Here is a 20,371-nt window from a genome sequence, read left to right as displayed (position 1 = left end):
AACGATTTATCCTACCTATTATTTTTGATACCCGTCTGGATTTTTAGATTGCCAGCGCCAAGCATCCTTACACATATCATACAAGTCTTTCTCCGCCTTCCATCCGAGGAGGCGTTCTGCTTTTGAAGCATCCGCATAACACGATCCGACATCACCCGGACGTCGTGCCGTGATCTTTCGATCGATTTGCAGAGACGTCGCATCTTCGAACGTCGCGACGAGTTCAAGCACACTTGTCCCTTGTCCCGTTCCTAGATTGAATGCCTCGATCCCGGAATGATCATGGTAGAGTGCCTTGATATGTCCTTTCGCTAAGTCGACGACATGGATATAATCGCGGACACCCGTACCATCATCCGTATCGTAATCATTTCCGAAAATTTGAAGCGTATCGAGTTTTCCAGCAGCAACTTGTGTCACATATGGCATCAAGTTGTTCGGAATACCGTTTGGATCCTCACCGATCAGACCGCTCATATCGGCACCAATCGGGTTGAAGTAGCGGAGTAATGTGATATCCCACGTCGGATCAGCGAACGCGATGTCTTCAAGCATCTGCTCGATCATCAGTTTCGTCGCACCATAAGGATTCGTCGCGGAGCGCGGAGCAGATTCGGTGATTGGTGTCGTCTCCGGCACACCGTAGACGGTCGCAGATGAACTAAAGACAAGTTTTTTGACATCATGTCGGTCCATCACTTCGAGTAGGACGAGCGAACTGATCAGGTTGTTTTGATAGTAGAACAACGGGCGTGATACCGATTCACCAACCGCTTTTAAACCGGCAAAATGAATGACAGCATCAATCGCATGGTTTTGGAAGATCCGTTCGAGTGCCGATTCATCCCGCACGTCCGACTCATAGAATGTGACCGTCCGGTCCGCGATGTGTTCGACACGTTCAAGGGCACTCCGATGACTGTTACTTAAATTGTCGACGACGATGACTTCATGACCCTCTCGTAGCAGTTCGAGACAGGTATGGCTGCCGATATAGCCAGCGCCTCCTGTTACTAAAATGTTCATAGGATACCCTCCGTTAAATTCCATTATTTATCTAATAATAGCATAAAGAGAGCGGTTTTTTCTTGATTTTGCTTTACATCCGTTTTGTTAGACGAATCAGCTGAATACGCGACTCGGACTCGATGATCTGTAATTGATAATGGGTACTTATGCGCAGTCGTCCCGCTGTATTCGTTCGCTGGAACGTCCCAAGACGCGCCAACTCTTTTTGGGAAAGGCGTGGGCTCTTCCAATCGATGGCGTATGCGCGATCATCGATGAGGTGTACGGTGAATGACTCATACGTCCATGTTTCATCTACAGCCGTTTTGATTTTCTGTTTCGGTGATCCGAGACCGACCCATGTCGTAGCGGGATCATCCAATAGATCGGTCGCTCGTGTTTGTTTCGGAAGCGTCATATATGCGTCCGTCCATTTCAACAACGCCTGATCCGTCATCATGGAACCAATCGTTTTTTCGGATAGGTCGCTTGCTTTCATATATGCCTGCGTCCGGTCAGGGAGCTGGATACGCGCACGATCCTTGACGATATCGAGGACAGGGAATGCATCACCAAAGTCGGCGGATTGAAGAATGGTCGAGGAATCAGGATGACGATAAATCGGACTCGATTTCGTGGAGACGAAATGATAGATTACGTCTTTCTTCGCCCATGTCTGATATCCCCATGTAGCAAGCGCACCAATACAGAAGCAAGCGAGCGCGAGGAGGACGAGTCGCCAGGACAAGACTCGCTTTTTCGGTACTGCATTGGGCGTCGTCTGTTCGAGCGGCATCTCGTCTCCTTCATCTAGTAAAGGAACAGATGTAAGGAAACCATAAAAGTCGGCGATGCTCTCGTGTGGATGACCGTCCAAAAATCGTTGCCACTCTTCTGGACGAACCGTATCTTGCTGAAACGGTCGCGAGGGTGCTATCCCTGTCAGATGAAGGCAGGTCGCCTGAAGCGAAGAAGAGGAAGACAAGGACAGCAGGATTCGTTCATGGAGACGCTTGATATCAACTTCCGTGTGAGAGGTATAGAATTGTAAAGCGGATAAGGCGCGATGCATAAGGCATCCTCCTTCCTTCTAACGTCAGGATATGTATGAATTTTCCGTTTCCTTTTATGATATCATTTTTATGGGACGACGAATGAGAAAAGGGGGAACGATGATGATCGATATTCATAATCATCTTTTGCCGTTGATCGATAAGGGAGCGACTCATGTCGAAGAAACGATCCGCATGGCACGGCGTGCTGCTGCGGAAGAGGTGCGCCGAATCATCGCAACACCATATGCGACGCATGCGACAGCAGAAGAAGTCCAATTGATCGTAGCAGAGCTGAATGTTTTACTGGCCCAGCGACAGATTCCTGTCCTCGTCTATCCGGGACAACAGACGCGTTTGACACTCGGATTGCGTGATGCGGTCAACCAAGGGCACGTCTTGACGTTAGCGGATACCGCCTATCTGTTAATCGATTGCCCCGACGATCCGCTACCGGTCTATACGGAAGAAGTCATGACCGGATTAATCGAAGACGGGTATTTGCCGATCCTTGCGCAACCGGAAGATAACGCAGAACTTCTCGAGCATCCTGAACGTCTGGTCCAGCTAATTGAAAAGGGCGTGCGTTGTCAACTGGCGACACACAGTATTCTCGGCCATCATGGAGAAGAGAAGAAGCTATTTTGTCAACGTGCCGTTCAAAAAGGATGGGTACACTTCATCGCATCCAACGCTAAAAAAGCAACAGACCATCTTCATCTTATGCCGGCGTATCAACAGATTGAACAGTGGTCTGGAGCGAATGTCGTCAATCGATTAAAATGGAACGCTGAACAAATCTTGGTGTCACCGCCAATTGTCTAATACATGACAGTGAGGATGACTCAACAGTCAGTCTCTACAAAGGTAAGGGTGGCAGAGTGATGAGCTGTCACCTTTACCTCATAACAAAAAGAGTGACGCGTCATACGCCACTCCTACAGGAAAATGCGTATGTTTGCGCTATCAGGGACAAACAAGCCCCAATTTCATGCCTGAATAAGGCAGGAAAACTGACTTGAGTCTCGCCTGAGGAAAGGGCGTGAAAAGAAGCGTCATTCTTTTTTGTCAGCCTCATTTTTTAAAAACTTTTCTAATAAATCAAAATCCTGATAAATATATGATATGATATCATTACTTGGTACTAAAAATATTCAAGCGATTAATCAATATGGGCATGATTACGTTCGAATCTCCGAGGACATCGTCACGTACGCCGCTCAATTCTTTCATTTTTTAGGCATCATCATCATTAGCGTCGTGAACGCTGGAACAACCCGAGGAGGAAGTAATACATGAGTAAAGAAAAAATCGCACAGCTGCGCAAACATGTCTCGCCTTTTGAGAAGGCAGACATCAAGGCCAGCATCCGACAGATGATCAATACGATCCTGCCGTTTCTCGTCATTTGGTTTTTGGCGTATCAAGCACTTCACGTGTCAGCCTGGCTCGCAGTACCGCTTGCGATGATCGCTGCGGGATTCGTCGTGCGGATGTTCATCATCTTCCACGATTGTACACATGGTTCGTTTTTCAAAAACAAAAAAGCGAATGCGATCGTAGGAACCATTACAGGTGTGCTAACGCTATTTCCATATGAAAAGTGGAAACGAGAACATGCGATTCACCACGCTTCAAGCGGTAACTTGGACAAGCGGGGCGTCGGTGATATTTGGGTAATGACGATCGAAGAATACATTGCGTCATCGAAATGGACGCGATTGAAATATCGACTCTATCGGAACCCACTCGTCATGTTCGGACTAGGTCCGTTGCTCTTGATTTTAGTGACGAGTCGTTTCAACCGAAAGGATGCACGGAAGAAAGAGCGTCTTAACACATATCTCATTAACGGATCACTAGTCGTTTTATACGGTGTCTTGATTTACTGGATTGGCTGGCAAGCATTCTTGATCATCCAAGGGACGACGATGTTCACAGCGGGCGTACTCGGTATCTGGTTATTTTATGTTCAGCATACATTCGAGGATTCCTACTTTGAGGATGAAAACGAATGGGATTACGTCAAGGCTGCGATCGAAGGTAGTTCATATTACGAGCTGCCAAAAGTATTACAGTGGGTGACAGGAAACATCGGTTTCCATCATGTCCATCACTTGAGTCCGCGTGTACCGAACTATCATCTAGAGAAAGCACACGTCTCGACACCACCGCTTCAAAAGGCGACGACGATCGGTTTGTTCTCTAGCTTAAAATCTTTACGCTATAAACTATACGATGCAAAAAATAAGACGTTCGTCACGTTCCAGGACATCAAGCATCTCCTGCGTGAACCAAAACCGTCATCACTTTAAGTCTGTAGCACTTTATCTTTTTTGAGATAAGGTGCTTTTTGCTTTGAAATCACAAGAAGTTGACCGATAAAGAGTAAGGAATGGAAAAATATAGGCACGACAAAATTGAAAATGTTACTCTAAACTAAAGAATAAAGAGAAGAGACATATAGAAAGAAGGACTGGCATGAAAGGAAAAATATACTTCTGGCTTTTGTTTTTAAATGCGATTGCGACAGTAGGGGCACTGGTCTATCTGTCTTTTGAACTGGGGGCTTTGGGCCTTGTCTTAATGGGGCTAACGATTGTCTGGCTCGCCTGGAAAATATTACGACTCTTTTCCTCGGTGATCCGATTGCAACAAGAAGGCATTGAGGTAACCGAATATCGTTTTCCGGAACTATATCATGATATCGCGTCGTTATCGGAACGTTTGAATTTAAAGACACCACGCATCTATATCGTCGGAGACGACGTATCGCCGATTAGAGGAGTGAGTCTGTTCCGAACGAACGTGTTTTTTTTACCAGAGAAAGCCATGCGGGAGCGAAATGAGTTCGAACGAGCTCGAGAGTTGCTTCGTCTGAAGCATAATGACGAGGAAAAACGCTTCGCATTACTATTAGGCAGTTGGATTCCATTTTTAAGACCGGCTTATTTACGAACGATATCCTTATACCGGGATCGTCAAGCCATGCATCTTGTAGACGATCCAGATAGTGTCATGCAGAGTATTCTAAAAGAAAACGGACGGCACCAATTGATCAATGAAATCGATGTAACAGCATATTTAGCTGAAAAGAGGCAGATTACGCTAGCTGAAGTCGTTAGCGAAATGGTCTACACGACACCGACGACAGACAGACGATTGATTGAATTAGGCTGGATGTCACGCGAGACTCCTACTGGGCAGCATGCTGTTCGATTCTTGTTGGTAGCATCGAGTATAGTAGCATTCGTTTTGATTGGCTGGAGTGTCCAGAACGTTTCGTTTTCAAATGAAACCGCAAAAGCTGTCGTCACCTCATCGGATGAATCAAAGGCGAATGGATTGCAGGAAACGAAGTTGATGGCTGCCATTCAAAAAGGTACGTTGGAAGAAGTTCAGAAGGAGTTACCGGACGGAGATATGAAAGCCGTGGATGCAGATGGTGATACAGCACTTCACTATTTAGGGTATCGCAAGTCAAGTGAAGGACTGAAGGAAATCTTTGATACGTTACTTAAGCAGGGAAGTGATGTGGACGCAATCAATGACTTCGGAGAACGTCCGTTCATCACAGCAGTATATAGTAACAATAATGAATTAGTAGAACTGTATTTAAAGAACGGTGAAAACATCAATCAGCTTGATGATCAAAAGTACACACCTTTACATCATGCGGTGGAAGGGGAAGGCGTTCAAACCGTGAAAGTATTGCTAGAACAAGGGGCAGACGTCTCGATTAAGAATAAGGATGGTTTGACGCCTTTGATGTTGGCACAGCAATATGAATTAGACGACATCATTCGATTGTTAAAGCAACATACGCCTCAAACGTTATAAGAAAAATGCTCCTCCCGAAATCGGGAAGGAGCATTTTTTATGAACTTATTTACCTTGAAGAGCTGGATCCACGTTAAGGATTCGTCCTTCAATTTTATAATCGATTGTTTTCTTCGAAATCGCGTAGTCGCGGAATGTTTCCCAGTCAGAGAGACCGAGGTCTTTCACACGTCCTGATTTATACGCATCTTCAAATGGTGTCAAGAAGTCGCTTCCTTTAGCAGTGAAAGCGTTTGTAGCAACTGTGTACGTTTTGGCTGGATCAATGGCCTCTTCTACACCGCCATCTTTCGTAATCGTCATTTTCGTAACACGTTGTCCCTTCGCTTTTGAACCATCGTACTCAAGTTTCATACCTGATACTTGTAAGAATCCACCATTTTCAAGTGGTGCAAGTCCAACACTGATTTCAAAGAGATCTTTAAGTTGTGAACCGTTCATTGTCACGAGTGCAAGTGTGTTACCGAATGGTAAAGTAGTTAAGATTTCACCAGTTGTAAGTGGACCTGCATCGATCGCGGCACGAATTCCACCACTGTTTTGAACAGCGATGACGGTTTCTGGGTTAATTGATTTCGCTTTTGCAAGCATACCGTCCGTAATTAAGTTTCCGAGAGCTGTTTCACTATTTCGAACGCTCACTGTGTTAGTGCCACCAGTACGTGGGTTTGGAAGGGCAGATACAATATTAACCCCAACTTCTTGGTTTTTGATTGCTGTAATTTTATCCGCGTAAGGTTTGAGAATAGCAGCGGCTCCAGGATCTGCTGCATACGGTTTTACTTCAATCGTCGAACCACTGTATGATTTGACTTTTCCTTTGTAATCAAACGTTACGTTGACATCTCCAAGGAATTCACTATATTGAGAAGCTTGGGCGATGACTGTAGGCTCTTTTTTCTTTGTTTCTTCACTCGCAGGAATCAATACTGGTTTAGTAAGATTCGTATGAGTATGACCACCGATAATGACATCGATACCATCAACGTTTTGTGCAAGCAATGGATCGTTATCAATTTCAGAATTATCATCGTAACCGATATGTGTCAACGCAACGATTTTATTGATACCGCGTGCTTTGAACTTATCAACGGTCGCTTGAGCGCTTTTGATATAGTTTGAGAATGCAATCGTACCAGGGCTTGAAATACCAACTGTTTCTTCTGTCGTCAAGCCGAAGAAACCAACTTCTTCACCGTTGATTTTTTTGATGACACCTTGGTAGATCCGTCCATCTTCCGGACCAGACGTGATTGTTTTCTTTTGCATCCCGTTGAAGAGCGGATTTTTACTGAAATCAACGTTTGCTGTAATGAATGGGAAGTCAGCGCCAGCAACGAAGGCTTGTAAAGCAGCACCTTGATCTTGGTCACCCAAATCAAATTCATGGTTACCGAACGTCATCATGTCATATTTCATGTAGTTCATGAGTTCGAGATCAGCTTGTCCTTTGAACTCGTTGAAGTAGAGTGATCCTGAGAAGACGTCACCAGCATCAAGAAGAAGCGACGGTGTACCTTCGGCGCGGTAAGCGGCACGACGCTCTTTAATGACAGTCGCACGTTTTGGAGCGTTATCGAGTGCAGCGTGTGTGTCGTTCGTATGGAGCAAGGCAAGGCTGAAATCATCTGTATTGATGTCACGGACGATGATTTTTGCTTTTGTCGTGACCGTTTTGCCTTTATGCGTCAAGCTACCTGTCGCATAGTAAGTACCTGACTCACTCGTATCAACTTTGCTCCATTTGATTTCTTTATCGTAGACTTTGCCGTTAGCGTAAAGAACAGCTAGTTTTTTAGGAAGGACTGGTTTTTGATCGACTGAAATCACTTGTTCCTTAACGGACTCAATGATTTTGATCACATAATTCTCGACGTGAATCTTTACTTCGATTGGGAGCTTTTTCTTACCATATGTGCCATGAACCGTTTGGTAGCGATTGAAGATGTGCTTATTGTATGCACCCCATGAGATTTTTTCTCCCTTGTATGTAGCCGGAAGTTTAACAGGCTCACCCTTCGTGAAAGTGAGAGACTTCAATTTGACCGTCTTGACTTTGACATGTGTTGCAGCAGATACGGTCGTTTGTGCAGCCGGCACGATTGCCGATGTCGTCAATGCGACAGCTACTGCTGCCGCGTAAAGCGGTTTTGATTTGTACATAAATAAAAATCCTCCCTCGAGATGATATGAGGTCAACCAGCGATCGGTAACCTCTTCTTCTACTATAAATGCTTAACGGACAATCGTGTCATGAACCTTTTGTAAAATGCGTAAATTCTTAGGTCCGACGACAATACAACTCTTGCAAGTCGTTTGTTTTCTTCTACCTGAAAGAAGAAAAGATAAATGATTGCGCTTACATTATATCTTGTTCCTCCTTCAAAAGAAACGTAGATTACAATAGATTGTAGGAAATTGTCCTCATTTTGAGAGAATCGCGTAGTAAACATTTTCAAAAAAATGTATAATTTACTATATGAAAAATATGCGATGGGGAGGCGGGAGTACGAATGGATGAAAAGATACGTAGGAGTCTACTCGTAGGTATACTTTGTATAATGGGAATCTTGATTATATGGGGGCTCGCCTCTCCACCGACGACAATTGAATTTCCTAACTTTACACATACCTAATCCTGTGAATGGATCGGCAAGGAGTCCTTGTCGATTTTTTTGTTTCAACGGGAAAGCTACAGTTTGGTGTCGGTTCACGCTATACGTTGACACGCTTTTTACGGATGGCTAGAATTGATTAAGTGTACTTCGTGTATACACAATTGAAAGATAAACGAGGAGGGATGGATAATTAGACATGATATATCATGTCGATCGGAGGAATGTTCGTTTGAGGAATCGCGGACAGAACCCGTTTTTTGTTTGAATTTGATCCAGAATTCATTGAATTACAAATACATGCACCATGAAATCGGAAGGAACTTACACTTATGTTGAAAGAAATGAAAAGTATCATCCGGGAACAGGTTGAAAACTTTCCTTTGATTCGCCGGCTCGCGCGATATGAAATTAAGTCCGCGCACGCAGAACAACGCCTTGGTCTCTTATGGGAACTCCTCAATCCGGGTCTCCAAATTTTCATCTACTGGTTCGTCTTTGGTGTCGGTCTTCGGGGAAATGAAAATGTCGATGGAAACATTCCATTCATCGTATGGCTTCTCTGTGGGATCGTCGTTTGGTTCTTTATCAACGATGCTTTATTACGTGGATCGAACTCGATCAATAGTCGACTTGCGATGGTGACGAAGATGCGTTTCCCGATGAGTGCCATTCCGTCATACGTTATTTTGTCACGGATGTATCAACACTTCGCAATGCTTGTGATCGTATTCATCGTCATCCTTGCAAATGGAATTCCGATTACATGGAAACTACTTCAGTTGCCTTATTACATGATTGCGACATACATTTTCGTCTACGCATTCTCACTTTGTTTTTCAACGCTCATTACGCTCGTCAAAGATATTCAGCTCTTCTTGCAATCGATGATGCGGATGCTTTTTTATATGACACCGATTCTTTGGAATATTGAGCGGTTCCCGGACGCCCTGCACGGTGTCCTTCGCCTGAATCCGGTCTACTATCTCGTCGAAGGATACCGGGCGAGTCTGCTCGGAGGACATTGGGTCTGGCAGGAATGGCCAACTGGACTGTACTTCTGGAGTGTGACGCTCCTCTTGTTCACAGCCGGAACATTCTTGCATATCAAGTTCCGTAAATCATTCACTGAGCTCGTCTAAGGGAAGGAAATCGCCATGTCTATGATTAAACTCGACCATGTCACGAAACGCTTCGACATGGTTACGACTACGAAAGAAAAATTCAAGCTCTTGTTCAAGAATCAAAGTAAGAGCGTTAAAACATTCACTGCACTGCGAGATATCTCGCTTGAAATCGGCTCGGGTGAAGTCGTTGGACTCGTCGGAATCAACGGTTCCGGTAAATCTACACTTTCGAACTTGATTTCAGGAATCATCTATGCAAACGAAGGAGACGTCGCTATTAATGGTGAAGTCGCGATCATCGCCGTCTCACAAGGATTAAAGAATGTCCTGACGGGGCGTGAGAACATCCGCTTGAAATGTCTCATGCTTGGGATGGATGATGCGGAAATCGAGCGTCGGATGCCAGGCATCATCGATTTCGCGGATATCGGTGATTTCATCGATCAGCCGATCAAGAAGTACTCGAGTGGGATGAAGTCGCGCCTCGGCTTCGCGATTGCCGTCAACGTCGACGCCGACATCCTGATCGTCGATGAAGCGTTATCGGTCGGGGACCAAACCTTCTATAACCGCTGTATCGATAAGATGAACGAATTCAAGGAAGAAGGGAAGACAATCATCTTCGTCAGTCACTCACTCTCGCAAATCAAGAGCTTCTGTGAGCGGGTCGTCTGGCTCGAATACGGTCAAGTCCGCCTCGACGGAACGACGAAGGATGTCTTACCGGAGTACAAAAAGTTTCTTGCGGAGTATAAAAAATGGTCGAAAGAGGAGCAACATCAATTTCGGCGTGACCGTTTAAAAGCACAAGCTGCTAATGCTCGATCCGGGAAACAAAATACGGATTCAGAGGAAAACATCAAACATCCGGCATTGATCTTATCTGCGCTAGGTATTCTTGTACTCGCAGCAGGTAGCTTAATGGTCGTTGATGAGACGCCATCTTTGGTGAATCTCAGCGACGCAATCTTAAATTTCTTTTGATTCTCTGCGCCAGGTACCAATCGGTATCTGGCTTTTTATATCATGTAAGTAGGAATTAGTAAAAGGAGTGAAGAATGCTAAAGGAGAGTGGAAAAAGAAGGAATCATCGCAAATCAAGAAATGTAATCAAAAAAAACGGAGTTCAAGACTCCGTTTTCATCAGGTTTGTGAACGATCCATATAGGTTTTGACGCGCGGTGCTTCATACGTTGCAAAACGTTCTAAAAGACGTTCAGCATCTGACTCGACGATCAACATCGCACGGTGTTCGGGAATCAAGAATCCTTGACGTTCCATCGTATCGAATAGGGAAATCAAGGGATCATAGTAGCCATCAATGTTCAGTACACCACATGGCTTTTCATGAAGTCCAAGCTGTGCCCAAGTGAAAACTTCAAAAAATTCTTCCATCGTTCCTGGACCACCCGGGAGAATGATGAATCCATCAGAGAGCTCTGACATTTTGGCTTTTCGCTCATGCATCGAGTGGACGAGATGCAGTTCGGTTAGTCCAGGATGCGCAAGTTCTTTTTCCTGAAGAAAGTGGGGAAGAACACCGATTGCTTGACCTTTAGCAGCGAGCGTAGCATCTGCGACTGCGCCCATCGTTCCAACGCGTGATCCTCCATATACAAGTCCGATGCCGCGCGCGGCGAGCGCTTGACCGAGTTTTCCTGCCGCCTCTCGAAAGAGTGAATCGGCACCATCTTTGGAACCACAAAATACAGCAAGTCTATTCATGAAAGAACCTCCTTCGTTGTTTCCACCATAGCATATTCGACGATGGGAAGGCAGAATGGAAAGGAGATTGATATGCGACCACGTACAATTGTTTGGCTCGTCCTAATCATCGCAGCAATCAATTTAGGACTTGGGATATGGATGCCCGATACATCGACTCGGACGACGATTAGTTCAATACTACTAGGCGTGATTGTAGTACTCGGTATCTTTTACGTCATTGCGTTACGACAATCATCTAAATAAAAATGCTCGTTCGACTCTAATGAGTTGAACGAGCATTTTTATTTAGATTTGAAAAAATAAAGCGATGGAATATTCAAAAGAATCTATTTTCATACACAAATTCAACACTTTGATGGATAGTTTGTAAAAAAAGGACAGTATTCAGGACATATGATACGTGTCAAAAGTAATGGTTATAATGAATAATGTGTAAAATAACATAAATATTCGTATTCGAATATTTAGAGGGGGTCTAAGGATATATGATGTTGTTACAAAGCCAGACGAAAAAAATTAGGAGGTTATTTATATGAACTTGAAAAAGAAATTAAGTTTAGCAATTGCTGCTTTCTCATTGACTGCTACTGTTGGAGTTGGCATTGCAAATCAACTTGATCATAAAGAAGTAGCAATCGAGCGTTTACCACTTGAGTACTCAGTCAAACGTGACGTAGCAATCGAGCGTTTACCACTTGAGTACTCAGTCAAACGTGACGTAGCAATCGAGCGTTTACCACTTGAGTACTCAGTCAAACGTGACGTAGCAATCGAGCGTTTACCACTTGAGTACTCAGTCAAACGTGACGTAGCGATCGAACGTTTACCACTTGAGTACTCAGTCAAGCGTGACGTAGCGATTGAACGTCTTCCATTAGAATACGCTACGAAGCGGGCGTAATTATTCAATCGATTCACTTATATTTTTTAAATAGTTATTTCGCACTGAAACAATAATTTTTTTATAGTGATTCATATTGAGCAAATCACACAAAAAATACGCCTTATCGTACGCATCAAGTATACCTTCTTTCGAAGCACCTAGTCTCTCTAAGCAATCTCCTTTTTGGGAATACAGTTGCCCTAAGAGAGACATATCTTTAAAGTTAAGACTTTCTTCGATTGCTTCATCAATTAATTGTAAAGCTTGATCATTTTTTGAGAACTCTAATAAAATCTTAGAAAAATTATACATGATTCTGATTTTTTCAGTCACTAAATCATCACTATCAAAGTTTAATTTTAGGATTTCCTCATAAACATTAATACTGTGTTGATAACTTTTATTTTCAGAGTATAGATTCGCAATAGCTGATTTAATACGAATCAACATATTAGGCGAATAGTGAGATGTTAGGTATTCTGTTGATAAGTTTTGGAGCTCTACGATACAGGTTCGATAATCGATTTTTTGAAGCCGATATGAACAAATATAATAGTAATATTTATAGAGTAAGACATATTCAAAAGAAGAATCATGCTGCTTTAAAATCTTTTGACTCTCTTTATAGATAGATTCAAAATCTAAATTTCTAAAGCGATATAATAAATCTTCGTCGATCGTCTTAAGTGAATCTTGTTGACGATTAGGATCTAAAAAAGCAGAAATTGAAACTTGTAATCGTTTTGATAACGCATATAACAACTCAACTGTTGGCGAATGTGTACCACTCTCGATCTTACTAATTTCTGCTTGACTGCAGATTCCACTTGCCAAGTCCTTTTGTGTCAAGTTGTGTTTTTTTCGGAGACGACGTAACGCTAAACCGATTTGCGGTGACGTGAAATGATCCATTGGATCCTCGTCCTTTCATGAAAATTGAACTGTTACTCAGTATCCATTTCTATTATAGAAGTGATTGCAAAGGGATACCATAGATTTACTTGATTTCATATCAATGTTTCATCGCCCGCCGTATTTGATTCAGAAAGGGGTACACCCATGACACTCATCTTAAAAGAAACGCGACGTAACATGACTTCTTGCGCTTGGTGTCTCAATGCTGCTACCGTCTCAGTCGCCCCCTTGGCTCATCGGGAAATGGATCAAACCATTGCTAAGTCTAAGAAAGATAGAAACAAGACTGCTTGAATCATTCTAAGGACTTCATTCGTATGTGGGATGAAGTCCTTTTTGCATGATTTTCATCAGAAAGGAGTAATCACATGATAGGAATTACGATCGTATCAGAACAGGATGGTTGGTTACAACGCTCACGTCCCTCTTCAGCGATGAGACACTTTTGTGAAACCCATCGTTTTTCTTTAGATGTTTTTGATTACGACATGCATACGTTCGAGGATTTACTGGATTATATGGATTTTCAAGAATATGAACATTATCTCTTTATTCTACAAGGTGAAGGAGAACGGACATTACGACTGGTTGCTTATTTGCAACAGCAGATGCTTCACGTTCAGTTTCATTTAATTCGAGCGGAAGGTGGTATCGTATTTGGACAACCCGATTTTCTAAATGGTTTAGAACTACCTCTCATATTTGAGGATGAAAAGTTAGTGCTTCCCATCGTTCAAAACGAGTTATTGTCTTTAATGACGGGCGTTCATCGATATGTTTCACTATTCCAACCAGAACCGCTGCGGCATGTCTATATCGAAGATAGCTCATTGTTGAATCGTATTCCGGCATCTTTTTTCACATCGATGACAGTGAATAGTATCGTGTATTTCGATCATCCGATGCGTCACGATCTACCAATCATTGAATTAATGAGTCGGACGCCAGTCCTTCTTGCTTTCGGTGATACACTGTCCCCACCGCTTGAAACACGACTTGATGTTTTATCTCGGGCAGAACTCGCTCGTCAGTTGGAGCGCTGGAAGAATACCGGGTGGATTCAAAACGAACGATTTGCCGGTATATTGGATTATGCGACACAAGCTGGATTGAAAAATTCACATCGTCTTTTTTTCTTTGAAGATGGTATCTATGCGGATCGACAGAAAACCGATCGGTTGAGTTCGGACATTTCTCTAATGGTTGAGCAAAGAGCAGGGCAGTTAGAGGCAATGGCCACACCAAAGGAACTCGAGTTATTTCCGTTACTCTATCAACTCGCAGGATCATTTTCAGGTGAAAGTCGATTTGTTACACCCTATTCAGATTTAGAATTACCACGAACGATTGGACGTATCGGTCCACTCACGTTGATTGGTATTCAAAACGAAGAGGGGTATTTCGCTTTCGATTTAACATCGATGCAACTATTCGAAACGAACGAAGCATTTTTGTGGATTCTTGAAGCTGATCAAAAAGAACAATTTGACGTATTACCAGAACGACTTGGAGCAGACTATGCAGAAGCGATTCGATACTATAAGGAGTTGATGTATCATGAGTGACGTATTATTTGGTCCATTTTTAAGAAAGGGAAGCTATTCACGTGTTGAAGTACTCGATCACGTTTATGCGGATAAACGTTTTGGGCAACTGTATCAAGAAGCGAAGCAAGTCACAGAAATTGATGAATTGACGTTTTATCGACGCTATCTACAAAAAGAAGAGAAGGTTCTGTTTTACGGCACGTTCGATCCAAAACTCTTTAATCTCTTATCTGATGAAGGATACGATTTATATTTGATCGAGTCAGAAATGATTCGGACACATCAAATCGATACACCGTACCGTCATAAAGTATATGGCTGGAGCCATGATGTGACAGACGTCGTAGGTCCTGAATTCTTTGATCGGATCGTTCTTCCTGGTACGACCATCATGCATTACAACCGTGGGGAACTGCTATTATTCTTTCGGAACATACGTCAACTTTTAGGTGTACATGGAAAACTGCTCGTTTCGTTGCACGATATTCCTTATCTAAGAGAATCAGAGCAGTCCATTTCGACTCGACGGATACATGATACTTTAATGTTCTTTGGTCATCATGTAGATGGCGAACGACTCTTATTTAATGCGTATTTAAAATCAGGTAGCGAAGAAAAAGTAAGCTATGCAATCGATTACTTATACAAACCTGAAACCTTATTTGAATTCGCGAAACTCTCTCGTTATGAAGGTCGATCAATATATGAAGGAAAAACAATTGTCGTTCTTGAATTCAATAAACAATAAGCTTTTGATAGAATAGAAGGAGAATAAATTAAAAATATATCTCCTAGTTTAGTTTGAATAGGTCTAAAGGCAGGGTATTGAGATACAGAAGTTTTGTATTACGATTCAAAGTACATCATGAGAAAGAGGAGCCGGACCATCATGGAAAATCAGAACGAAACTACCTTTCAAAAAAGCTGTCTATCGTTCATTGAGACTTTGTTTCCAGACGAATCCTTTCACTTCTTAGAAGAATCGAGAGCAATGGATGCTTTCGGACATCACGGTATTCAATTGTTTTTTTCTTCAGAACTTCGAACGCTAAAATTCAGTCTTCTCAAACAGACACATCAACGATATGATCGTGTGTTTGTTTCGGAGAAAACTAAACAAAACACTTTTTTCCGAAGGCTGTTGGAGGCAACATATGAAGAAAATCAATTGTACATCGATCATGTCGTAAAAACCGATTAATCCAAAGAAAAGGCATGGGAGCGATTACGCCCCATGCCTTTTCTCTTTTTAGGCTTCGATCGATGCTGATCCGCGTTTTAACGCATGATCAATCGAAGTCGCCATCTCTTCTCGAACTGTAGTTGAGATCAGTCTACCATCGAAATAAATTTCTTTAGATAAACTCAAGTGAACAAGTAAATCCTCTAATACGAGCTTCAAATCAAGAGGTTTCGTCGGTTCGAGCGCTTGTTGTATGAATTCATTCAGAGATGGGTGCTGAACATGCTTTGGATCAATCAAATCAATGATTGTTGTATTTAAAGCAAGTGCTAAGCGTTCGAGGGATTGGGGAGTTGGCATCCGTTGTCCGCGTTCATATGCGGAAATCGTCGTCGCAGTTTCACCGCATTTTTCGGCTAGATGCTTTTGGGTGTACTTGTGCTGTTTTCGTAGTTGCATGATTTTTTTTCCAAGTGCGCGATTCATAGCGCTTCACTCCTATTCCTCAGGTCATCGTGTATAGTACTAATTAACCACTTATCGTACGGGAGAAACCTTTGAAATGTAAAAAACGTTTGAATAAGGAAATAAAAAGATGGTGAAATACTAAATCTGGCTTTTAAAGCGATAGTCATGCTGAGGTAAATCACATGCTATTCTAAGGTGTATGTGAAAAAAGGAGTGTCTTCATGAAAAAAATTACATGGTCCGGCTATGTTGTCCTCGCCGTTCTCTTAGTCCTCTTTATCTCAAGTTCGATGCCGTACCAGGCACAATCCATCAAACCAGGGTTATCGCGCTTCATTCCGTTAGGATTCGTCGATCATCTGCGCTTCATTTCTTTCTCGTATCACGGAGAAGTCAGTGTTGATGCACTCGGACGGAGTGGCTTCATTGAATTTTTCATTCGAAAAGCCGCGCACGTCTCAACGTTTCTTGTGTTAGGTGTGGGATTGATTGATTTGACGCGTCGTCGCCTAACGACAGGACTGGCCGTCTTGTTTGCCTATTCGTTAGCAATCACGGTAGCGGTCTTTGATGAGTTTCATCAGATTTTGACAGGGGACCGGACAGGACTCATTCAAGATGTCTTACTCGATGGAACGGGTGCCTTGATTGGAATCGGATGTTATCTACTCGTCTATAGGAAAAAAGTACGACGCCAAGCAGGAAGTCTTTCCTTCCAGCACGAAAAGAACAGGCATCACTTTTAACGAAGGAGACTGCCTTATGAAGACTTCCCATTTATTGATGACGAGCGTTGGTCGTCGGACGAAACTGGTCGAGTATTTTGTCCATGAGATGCCAAACGGTCATGTCAGTACCGCGGATTGTAGTCCACTTGCACCGGGTCTCTATATGACGGAACGCCATCATCTCGTACCACGGATCGATGCACCGGATTATATCGAGCATTTACTTGAATTGTGCCAGCGGGAACAGGTGACAGCATTATTGTCATTGATTGATCCTGAACTGGAGTTACTTGCAGCGGCGACGGAACAGTTTGAAGCCATCGGTGTCACGGTCCTCGTCTCACCGATGGATGCCTGTCGTCTCTGTTTCGACAAGTACGCGATGTATACGTATTGTGTCGCGGAAGGGATCGCGCATGCGCGGACATACGTGACGCTCAAAGCATTCCGGAGCGCACTTGCGCAAGGGGAGGTCCAGTTCCCAGTCTTCGTCAAACCACGCAATGGGAGTGCCAGTCTCCATGTCCAGGCGGTTTCTTCACTTGAGGTCGTCGAAGGATTATTCGCTACCTATCCCGATTTATTGATTCAAGAATACTTAAGAGGACAAGAGCTCGGTGTCGATGTCTATGTCGACTGGCTGACGCATGAAGTGACCGATATCTTCATCAAGGAGAAACTCGTCATGCGTGCAGGAGAAACTGACAAGAGTCGTTCCGTTAAACGCGATGATGTCTTTGAACTGGTCGAGCAGGTCTTAGATGGAACCGGTCTTATCGGTCCGCTTGATTTTGACCTGTTCGATGTGGACGGAACGCTCTACCTATCAGAGATCAATCCGCGATTCGGTGGGGGGTACCCGCATGCGTATGAATGTGGCGTCAATTTTCCGAAAGCGATTCAAAACAATCTCCACGGGCAACGTAATCCCCGACGCATCGGAGCGTATGTGGAAGACATCTATTTATTGAAGCACGATACGGTGACGCTGTTGCCTGCCTCGCTGCTTGAGCAAATCAAAAAATCATAGGCACGAAAAAGGAGTGATCCGGTCGAGACCGGACCACTCCTTTTAGGTAGAAGAGCAGAATCAAGAAAGAGAGACGCGTGCACGCTTGAGGCATTGCACGGCGGAGGTCCAGCTACCGAAGAGAGCGTTGATCGTCGAGGTACTCGGAACCGAGCGACCTTCTGCCCATTTCCGGTAATGAATGATACTGAGGGAAGGTAATTCTTCTTGTGCCTGCCGCAGTGCTTCAAGGACATCTTCTTCGACCCATTTCCGGCGAGGCGGTGCGATGTCGAGGCAAGCGAGGGCATCTGCCCATGAACCGTATTTACGGGCAATCGTCGCGACTGTCGGATGTCCGTTTTCTTGTGCCCAAATCGCATACGTCTGTGTCGTCAGACGTGGAAGGACATCTGAAGCTTCGAGCAGTGCCGTGATAATACGTTCTTCTGTCATCGAGATAGAACGTGTCATTTCAATGTGTGCTTCTTCGAGTGCACGTGACCAAGAACCGAAGCGTAAGTTGATCAATGTCAAGGAGGGGCCATGTTTCGCCTTTGCCCATTCCCGGTAGCTGTTGCTATGGAACGGGTGTAAGCGTGTCGATGCTTCCTTGATGAAAGCAAGAATCTCTTCATCTGAAAAGTACGGACGGATTGATGAGAGACCAGCCGCTTGGAGTGCTTCACGCCAAGAGCCAAATACATTGATGATCGTCGTGATCGATGGAATGTCTTTTCCGACCGACCAGCGCGCATACGTCTTTGCGTCGAGAGCGGGATATTCGATACTAGCTTCGATTAGGCTATCGATGACTTGTTGTTCTGTCCATTTCTTCATGATGTCATACCCCTTTCATGTAGGTGCTCTAGGTGTGGGTACTGTCGTGAGGTGGAAGTCGACGAAGCGACGTATAAGCGAGAAGGCTGAGCCAAATGAAATAAAATCCACTCGGTCTAACGAGAATGCTTTCCGTGAATTGAAGTAGTCCGAGCCAGCTTGCAAGCAACAGTGCGAGAAACGCGAGATCCGTTGTCTGAATCCGAAACAGTCGATAGAACAGATACAGAAAGACTGCGCCGTACAGCAAACAACCGATGAGTCCAAATTCATAGAGATAAGTGATCGGTGTACTGTGGAACGTATAGAGAACTTGTTCGTTCAGTTGTTCCTCCAGTCCGCGTGGGGCACTTCCGATCCCGTGCCCGAACCAAAGCGAATCAGCGGAAGCGCGCCATCCGGCTTGCCAAAGCGTCAATCGTCCGTTGAGACTGAGCAAACGGGGAAGCAGTCCTTGAAACGTAAAGACGGCTAGGAGGATCAAGCTGCCCGTTACGTAACATGCTGTCACCTGCACCCGCTGTCTCGTTCCCGGAACCATTCGAATACTCGTCAGCAGGGCAAGGAGGAGAAAAGAATAGATTCCTGTCTGCGAACCGCTTCTGAGTAACGCGACGATGATGAGAAGGAGGAGGACGGCGTGCAGAAAGCTTTGCCGACGCGGGAACTGTTTGAGCAAGTAGAACCAAGCAAACAGTCCGCCTGGAACAAGCCATGCTGCAAGCGTATTCGGATTGTTCATCAGACCAGCGAGGCGAAGGAATGAACCTTGTTCCCCGACGTACAGTTGAGGAAATGACAAAGGACCGATCCGAAGCCATTGCAGGTTTTCGACCGGAACATACTCTGAACCAAATGAGACGATGAGGGCATAGGAAGCGAGAAAGACGGCTTGTCCATAAAGAAAGTGACACAACAGCCGTTGCCATTGTTCGATTGATGTACGCGAGAGCGAAGAGACGATGCCAACGAACAGCCAAGTCGAGATGAGGTAAAGCGAAGCAAGAATACGATCCGTATTCGTGTTAAAGAAGAAAAAAACGATATGAAATGTCAGGTAAATCAGAAAAATTAGTGCGATTTGATGTCCTCTCGCCCGATTGGCGCGATAGAACGGTCGTAAGATGAGCCAACAGACGCTGAACAGAACGATGTAGACCGGAAGCAACCAAAGAGACCACTGTTTCGGCAACACTTCGTCCGTGAAGGATAAGGGACGAATCCAAGCATCGAGCATGATCCAAGCGACTAGGATGGATAAGGCAAACGATGTGGGTATATTGGCTGATTTTAACATGATTTCTAAAGACTATCCACCCTTCATATAGGACTTATTACCGATTTGAACACTTTTTAATCATCAAATTGGTATTTACCCTTATCTTTCAAAACATCATGCAGATAAATGAAAAAAGATTAAGAAAAACG

The 20,371-nt window shown here is 44.0% G+C and carries 20 protein-coding genes; 12 read left to right on the top strand and 8 right to left on the bottom strand.

The genetic code is table 11. The features are described from left to right. Positions 1–18 precede the first annotated feature (18 nt). Together galE and U719_RS13915 are read right to left on the bottom strand one after the other, a co-directional pair. Positions 19–1,026 (bottom strand): UDP-glucose 4-epimerase GalE, encoded by a 1,008-nt coding sequence (gene galE, locus U719_RS13920; RefSeq protein WP_023469422.1) that lies wholly within the window; start codon positions 1,024–1,026, stop codon positions 19–21. A 73-nt stretch (positions 1,027–1,099) separates the two neighbouring features. Continuing rightward, on the bottom strand, positions 1,100–2,080 hold the full coding sequence (locus U719_RS13915) for a hypothetical protein (protein ID WP_023469421.1): 981 nt from the start codon (positions 2,078–2,080) through the stop codon (positions 1,100–1,102). A 103-nt stretch (positions 2,081–2,183) separates the two neighbouring features. Here U719_RS13915 and U719_RS13910 point away from each other — a divergent pair, with 103 nt between their 5' ends. The 3 genes from U719_RS13910 (at position 2,184) to U719_RS13900 (ending at position 5,900) form a co-directional block, all read left to right on the top strand. Continuing rightward, positions 2,184–2,885, top strand: a complete 702-nt coding sequence (locus U719_RS13910; RefSeq protein ID WP_023469420.1) for a tyrosine-protein phosphatase — start codon at positions 2,184–2,186, stop codon at positions 2,883–2,885. Between the two features lie 470 nt (positions 2,886–3,355). Then, entirely contained in the window at positions 3,356–4,375 is a 1,020-nt protein-coding gene (locus U719_RS13905) for a fatty acid desaturase (RefSeq protein ID WP_023469419.1), read from the top strand. A gap of 166 nt (positions 4,376–4,541) precedes the next feature. Then, positions 4,542–5,900, top strand: coding sequence for an ankyrin repeat domain-containing protein (locus U719_RS13900; protein ID WP_023469418.1), 1,359 nt, complete (start codon positions 4,542–4,544; stop codon positions 5,898–5,900). 45 nt (positions 5,901–5,945) lie between these two features. Here U719_RS13900 and U719_RS13895 read toward each other — a convergent pair whose 3' ends face one another. Beyond that, positions 5,946–8,063 carry a 5'-nucleotidase C-terminal domain-containing protein gene (locus U719_RS13895; protein ID WP_023469417.1) on the bottom strand — a complete coding sequence of 706 codons (2,118 nt, stop codon included), beginning with the start codon at positions 8,061–8,063 and terminating at the stop codon, positions 5,946–5,948. 796 nt (positions 8,064–8,859) lie between these two features. Between U719_RS13895 and U719_RS13890 the strand changes: the two genes are divergently transcribed. Together U719_RS13890 and U719_RS13885 are read left to right on the top strand one after the other, a co-directional pair. Then, a complete protein-coding gene (locus U719_RS13890) occupies positions 8,860–9,657 on the top strand; it encodes an ABC transporter permease (RefSeq protein ID WP_235147601.1) in 798 nt (265 codons plus the stop codon). Positions 9,658–9,672: 15 nt separating this feature from the next. Continuing rightward, positions 9,673–10,626, top strand: coding sequence for an ABC transporter ATP-binding protein (locus U719_RS13885; protein ID WP_041255206.1), 954 nt, complete (start codon positions 9,673–9,675; stop codon positions 10,624–10,626). Between the two features lie 159 nt (positions 10,627–10,785). Here the strand turns inward: U719_RS13885 and U719_RS13880 are convergent, their stop codons facing one another. Beyond that, on the bottom strand, positions 10,786–11,367 hold the full coding sequence (locus U719_RS13880; protein WP_023469414.1) for a TIGR00730 family Rossman fold protein: 582 nt from the start codon (positions 11,365–11,367) through the stop codon (positions 10,786–10,788). A 72-nt stretch (positions 11,368–11,439) separates the two neighbouring features. Between U719_RS13880 and U719_RS16965 the strand changes: the two genes are divergently transcribed. Both U719_RS16965 and U719_RS13875 read left to right on the top strand, forming a co-directional pair. After that, positions 11,440–11,613, top strand: a complete 174-nt coding sequence (locus U719_RS16965; RefSeq protein WP_023469413.1) for a hypothetical protein — start codon at positions 11,440–11,442, stop codon at positions 11,611–11,613. Positions 11,614–11,902: 289 nt separating this feature from the next. Next, positions 11,903–12,271 (top strand): hypothetical protein, encoded by a 369-nt coding sequence (locus U719_RS13875; RefSeq protein WP_023469412.1) that lies wholly within the window; start codon positions 11,903–11,905, stop codon positions 12,269–12,271. Here U719_RS13875 and U719_RS13870 read toward each other — a convergent pair whose 3' ends face one another. Then, entirely contained in the window at positions 12,272–13,165 is an 894-nt protein-coding gene (locus U719_RS13870; RefSeq protein ID WP_023469411.1) for a helix-turn-helix domain-containing protein, read from the bottom strand. A gap of 371 nt (positions 13,166–13,536) precedes the next feature. On the opposite strand from U719_RS13870, the gene U719_RS13865 reads away from it, so the two are divergent. The 3 genes from U719_RS13865 (at position 13,537) to U719_RS13855 (ending at position 15,916) form a co-directional block, all read left to right on the top strand. After that, the gene (locus U719_RS13865; protein WP_023469409.1) at positions 13,537–14,733 is read left to right on the top strand and encodes a hypothetical protein; all 1,197 of its coding nucleotides are present in this window, start codon (positions 13,537–13,539) and stop codon (positions 14,731–14,733) included. Further along, complete coding sequence (locus U719_RS13860; protein WP_023469408.1) at positions 14,726–15,463, top strand: hypothetical protein; 738 nt, start codon at positions 14,726–14,728, stop codon at positions 15,461–15,463. Before U719_RS13865 ends, U719_RS13860 begins: the two co-directional genes overlap by 8 nt. 141 nt (positions 15,464–15,604) lie before the next feature. Then, the gene (locus tag U719_RS13855) at positions 15,605–15,916 is read left to right on the top strand and encodes a hypothetical protein (RefSeq protein ID WP_023469407.1); all 312 of its coding nucleotides are present in this window, start codon (positions 15,605–15,607) and stop codon (positions 15,914–15,916) included. Positions 15,917–15,964: 48 nt separating this feature from the next. Here the strand turns inward: U719_RS13855 and U719_RS13850 are convergent, their stop codons facing one another. Next, the gene (locus tag U719_RS13850; RefSeq protein ID WP_023469406.1) at positions 15,965–16,384 is read right to left on the bottom strand and encodes a helix-turn-helix domain-containing protein; all 420 of its coding nucleotides are present in this window, start codon (positions 16,382–16,384) and stop codon (positions 15,965–15,967) included. 203 nt (positions 16,385–16,587) lie between these two features. Here U719_RS13850 and U719_RS13845 point away from each other — a divergent pair, with 203 nt between their 5' ends. Both U719_RS13845 and U719_RS13840 read left to right on the top strand, forming a co-directional pair. Then, the gene (locus U719_RS13845) at positions 16,588–17,112 is read left to right on the top strand and encodes a VanZ family protein (RefSeq protein ID WP_023469405.1); all 525 of its coding nucleotides are present in this window, start codon (positions 16,588–16,590) and stop codon (positions 17,110–17,112) included. 16 nt (positions 17,113–17,128) lie between these two features. Continuing rightward, positions 17,129–18,124 carry an ATP-grasp domain-containing protein gene (locus U719_RS13840; protein WP_023469404.1) on the top strand — a complete coding sequence of 332 codons (996 nt, stop codon included), beginning with the start codon at positions 17,129–17,131 and terminating at the stop codon, positions 18,122–18,124. A gap of 60 nt (positions 18,125–18,184) precedes the next feature. Here U719_RS13840 and U719_RS13835 read toward each other — a convergent pair whose 3' ends face one another. Continuing rightward, the gene (locus tag U719_RS13835) at positions 18,185–18,943 is read right to left on the bottom strand and encodes a homing endonuclease associated repeat-containing protein (protein WP_023469403.1); all 759 of its coding nucleotides are present in this window, start codon (positions 18,941–18,943) and stop codon (positions 18,185–18,187) included. Between the two features lie 28 nt (positions 18,944–18,971). Next, positions 18,972–20,240: an O-antigen ligase gene (locus U719_RS13830; RefSeq protein WP_023469402.1), complete on the bottom strand. Its 1,269-nt coding sequence runs from the start codon at positions 20,238–20,240 to the stop codon at positions 18,972–18,974. Between the last annotated feature and the right edge of the window lie 131 nt (positions 20,241–20,371).

It is taken from the genome of Exiguobacterium sp. MH3, assembly GCF_000496635.1.
Lineage (GTDB): Bacteria > Bacillota > Bacilli > Exiguobacteriales > Exiguobacteriaceae > Exiguobacterium_A > Exiguobacterium_A indicum.
The sequence above is the reverse complement of the archived record's forward strand: the minus strand, read 5'-3'. Positions and strand labels throughout refer to the sequence as shown.

Excerpts from the sequence above, each read along its gene's own strand:
- U719_RS13830 (WP_023469402.1), bottom strand. The coding sequence starts at position 20,240 with ATGTTAAAATCAGCCAATATACCCACATCGTTTGCCTTATCCATCCTA.
- U719_RS13900 (WP_023469418.1), top strand. The coding sequence starts at position 4,542 with ATGAAAGGAAAAATATACTTCTGGCTTTTGTTTTTAAATGCGATTGCG.
- U719_RS13850 (WP_023469406.1), bottom strand. The coding sequence starts at position 16,384 with ATGAATCGCGCACTTGGAAAAAAAATCATGCAACTACGAAAACAGCAC.
- U719_RS13910 (WP_023469420.1), top strand. The coding sequence starts at position 2,184 with ATGATCGATATTCATAATCATCTTTTGCCGTTGATCGATAAGGGAGCG.
- U719_RS13895 (WP_023469417.1), bottom strand. The coding sequence starts at position 8,063 with ATGTACAAATCAAAACCGCTTTACGCGGCAGCAGTAGCTGTCGCATTG.
- U719_RS13855 (WP_023469407.1), top strand. The coding sequence starts at position 15,605 with ATGGAAAATCAGAACGAAACTACCTTTCAAAAAAGCTGTCTATCGTTC.
- U719_RS16965 (WP_023469413.1), top strand. The coding sequence starts at position 11,440 with ATGCGACCACGTACAATTGTTTGGCTCGTCCTAATCATCGCAGCAATC.
- U719_RS13915 (WP_023469421.1), bottom strand. The coding sequence starts at position 2,080 with ATGCATCGCGCCTTATCCGCTTTACAATTCTATACCTCTCACACGGAA.
- U719_RS13880 (WP_023469414.1), bottom strand. The coding sequence starts at position 11,367 with ATGAATAGACTTGCTGTATTTTGTGGTTCCAAAGATGGTGCCGATTCA.
- U719_RS13875 (WP_023469412.1), top strand. The coding sequence starts at position 11,903 with ATGAACTTGAAAAAGAAATTAAGTTTAGCAATTGCTGCTTTCTCATTG.
- U719_RS13870 (WP_023469411.1), bottom strand. The coding sequence starts at position 13,165 with ATGGATCATTTCACGTCACCGCAAATCGGTTTAGCGTTACGTCGTCTC.
- U719_RS13845 (WP_023469405.1), top strand. The coding sequence starts at position 16,588 with ATGAAAAAAATTACATGGTCCGGCTATGTTGTCCTCGCCGTTCTCTTA.
- U719_RS13860 (WP_023469408.1), top strand. The coding sequence starts at position 14,726 with ATGAGTGACGTATTATTTGGTCCATTTTTAAGAAAGGGAAGCTATTCA.
- U719_RS13865 (WP_023469409.1), top strand. The coding sequence starts at position 13,537 with ATGATAGGAATTACGATCGTATCAGAACAGGATGGTTGGTTACAACGC.
- galE (WP_023469422.1), bottom strand. The coding sequence starts at position 1,026 with ATGAACATTTTAGTAACAGGAGGCGCTGGCTATATCGGCAGCCATACC.
- U719_RS13885 (WP_041255206.1), top strand. The coding sequence starts at position 9,673 with ATGTCTATGATTAAACTCGACCATGTCACGAAACGCTTCGACATGGTT.
- U719_RS13890 (WP_235147601.1), top strand. The coding sequence starts at position 8,860 with ATGAAAAGTATCATCCGGGAACAGGTTGAAAACTTTCCTTTGATTCGC.
- U719_RS13835 (WP_023469403.1), bottom strand. The coding sequence starts at position 18,943 with ATGAAGAAATGGACAGAACAACAAGTCATCGATAGCCTAATCGAAGCT.
- U719_RS13840 (WP_023469404.1), top strand. The coding sequence starts at position 17,129 with ATGAAGACTTCCCATTTATTGATGACGAGCGTTGGTCGTCGGACGAAA.
- U719_RS13905 (WP_023469419.1), top strand. The coding sequence starts at position 3,356 with ATGAGTAAAGAAAAAATCGCACAGCTGCGCAAACATGTCTCGCCTTTT.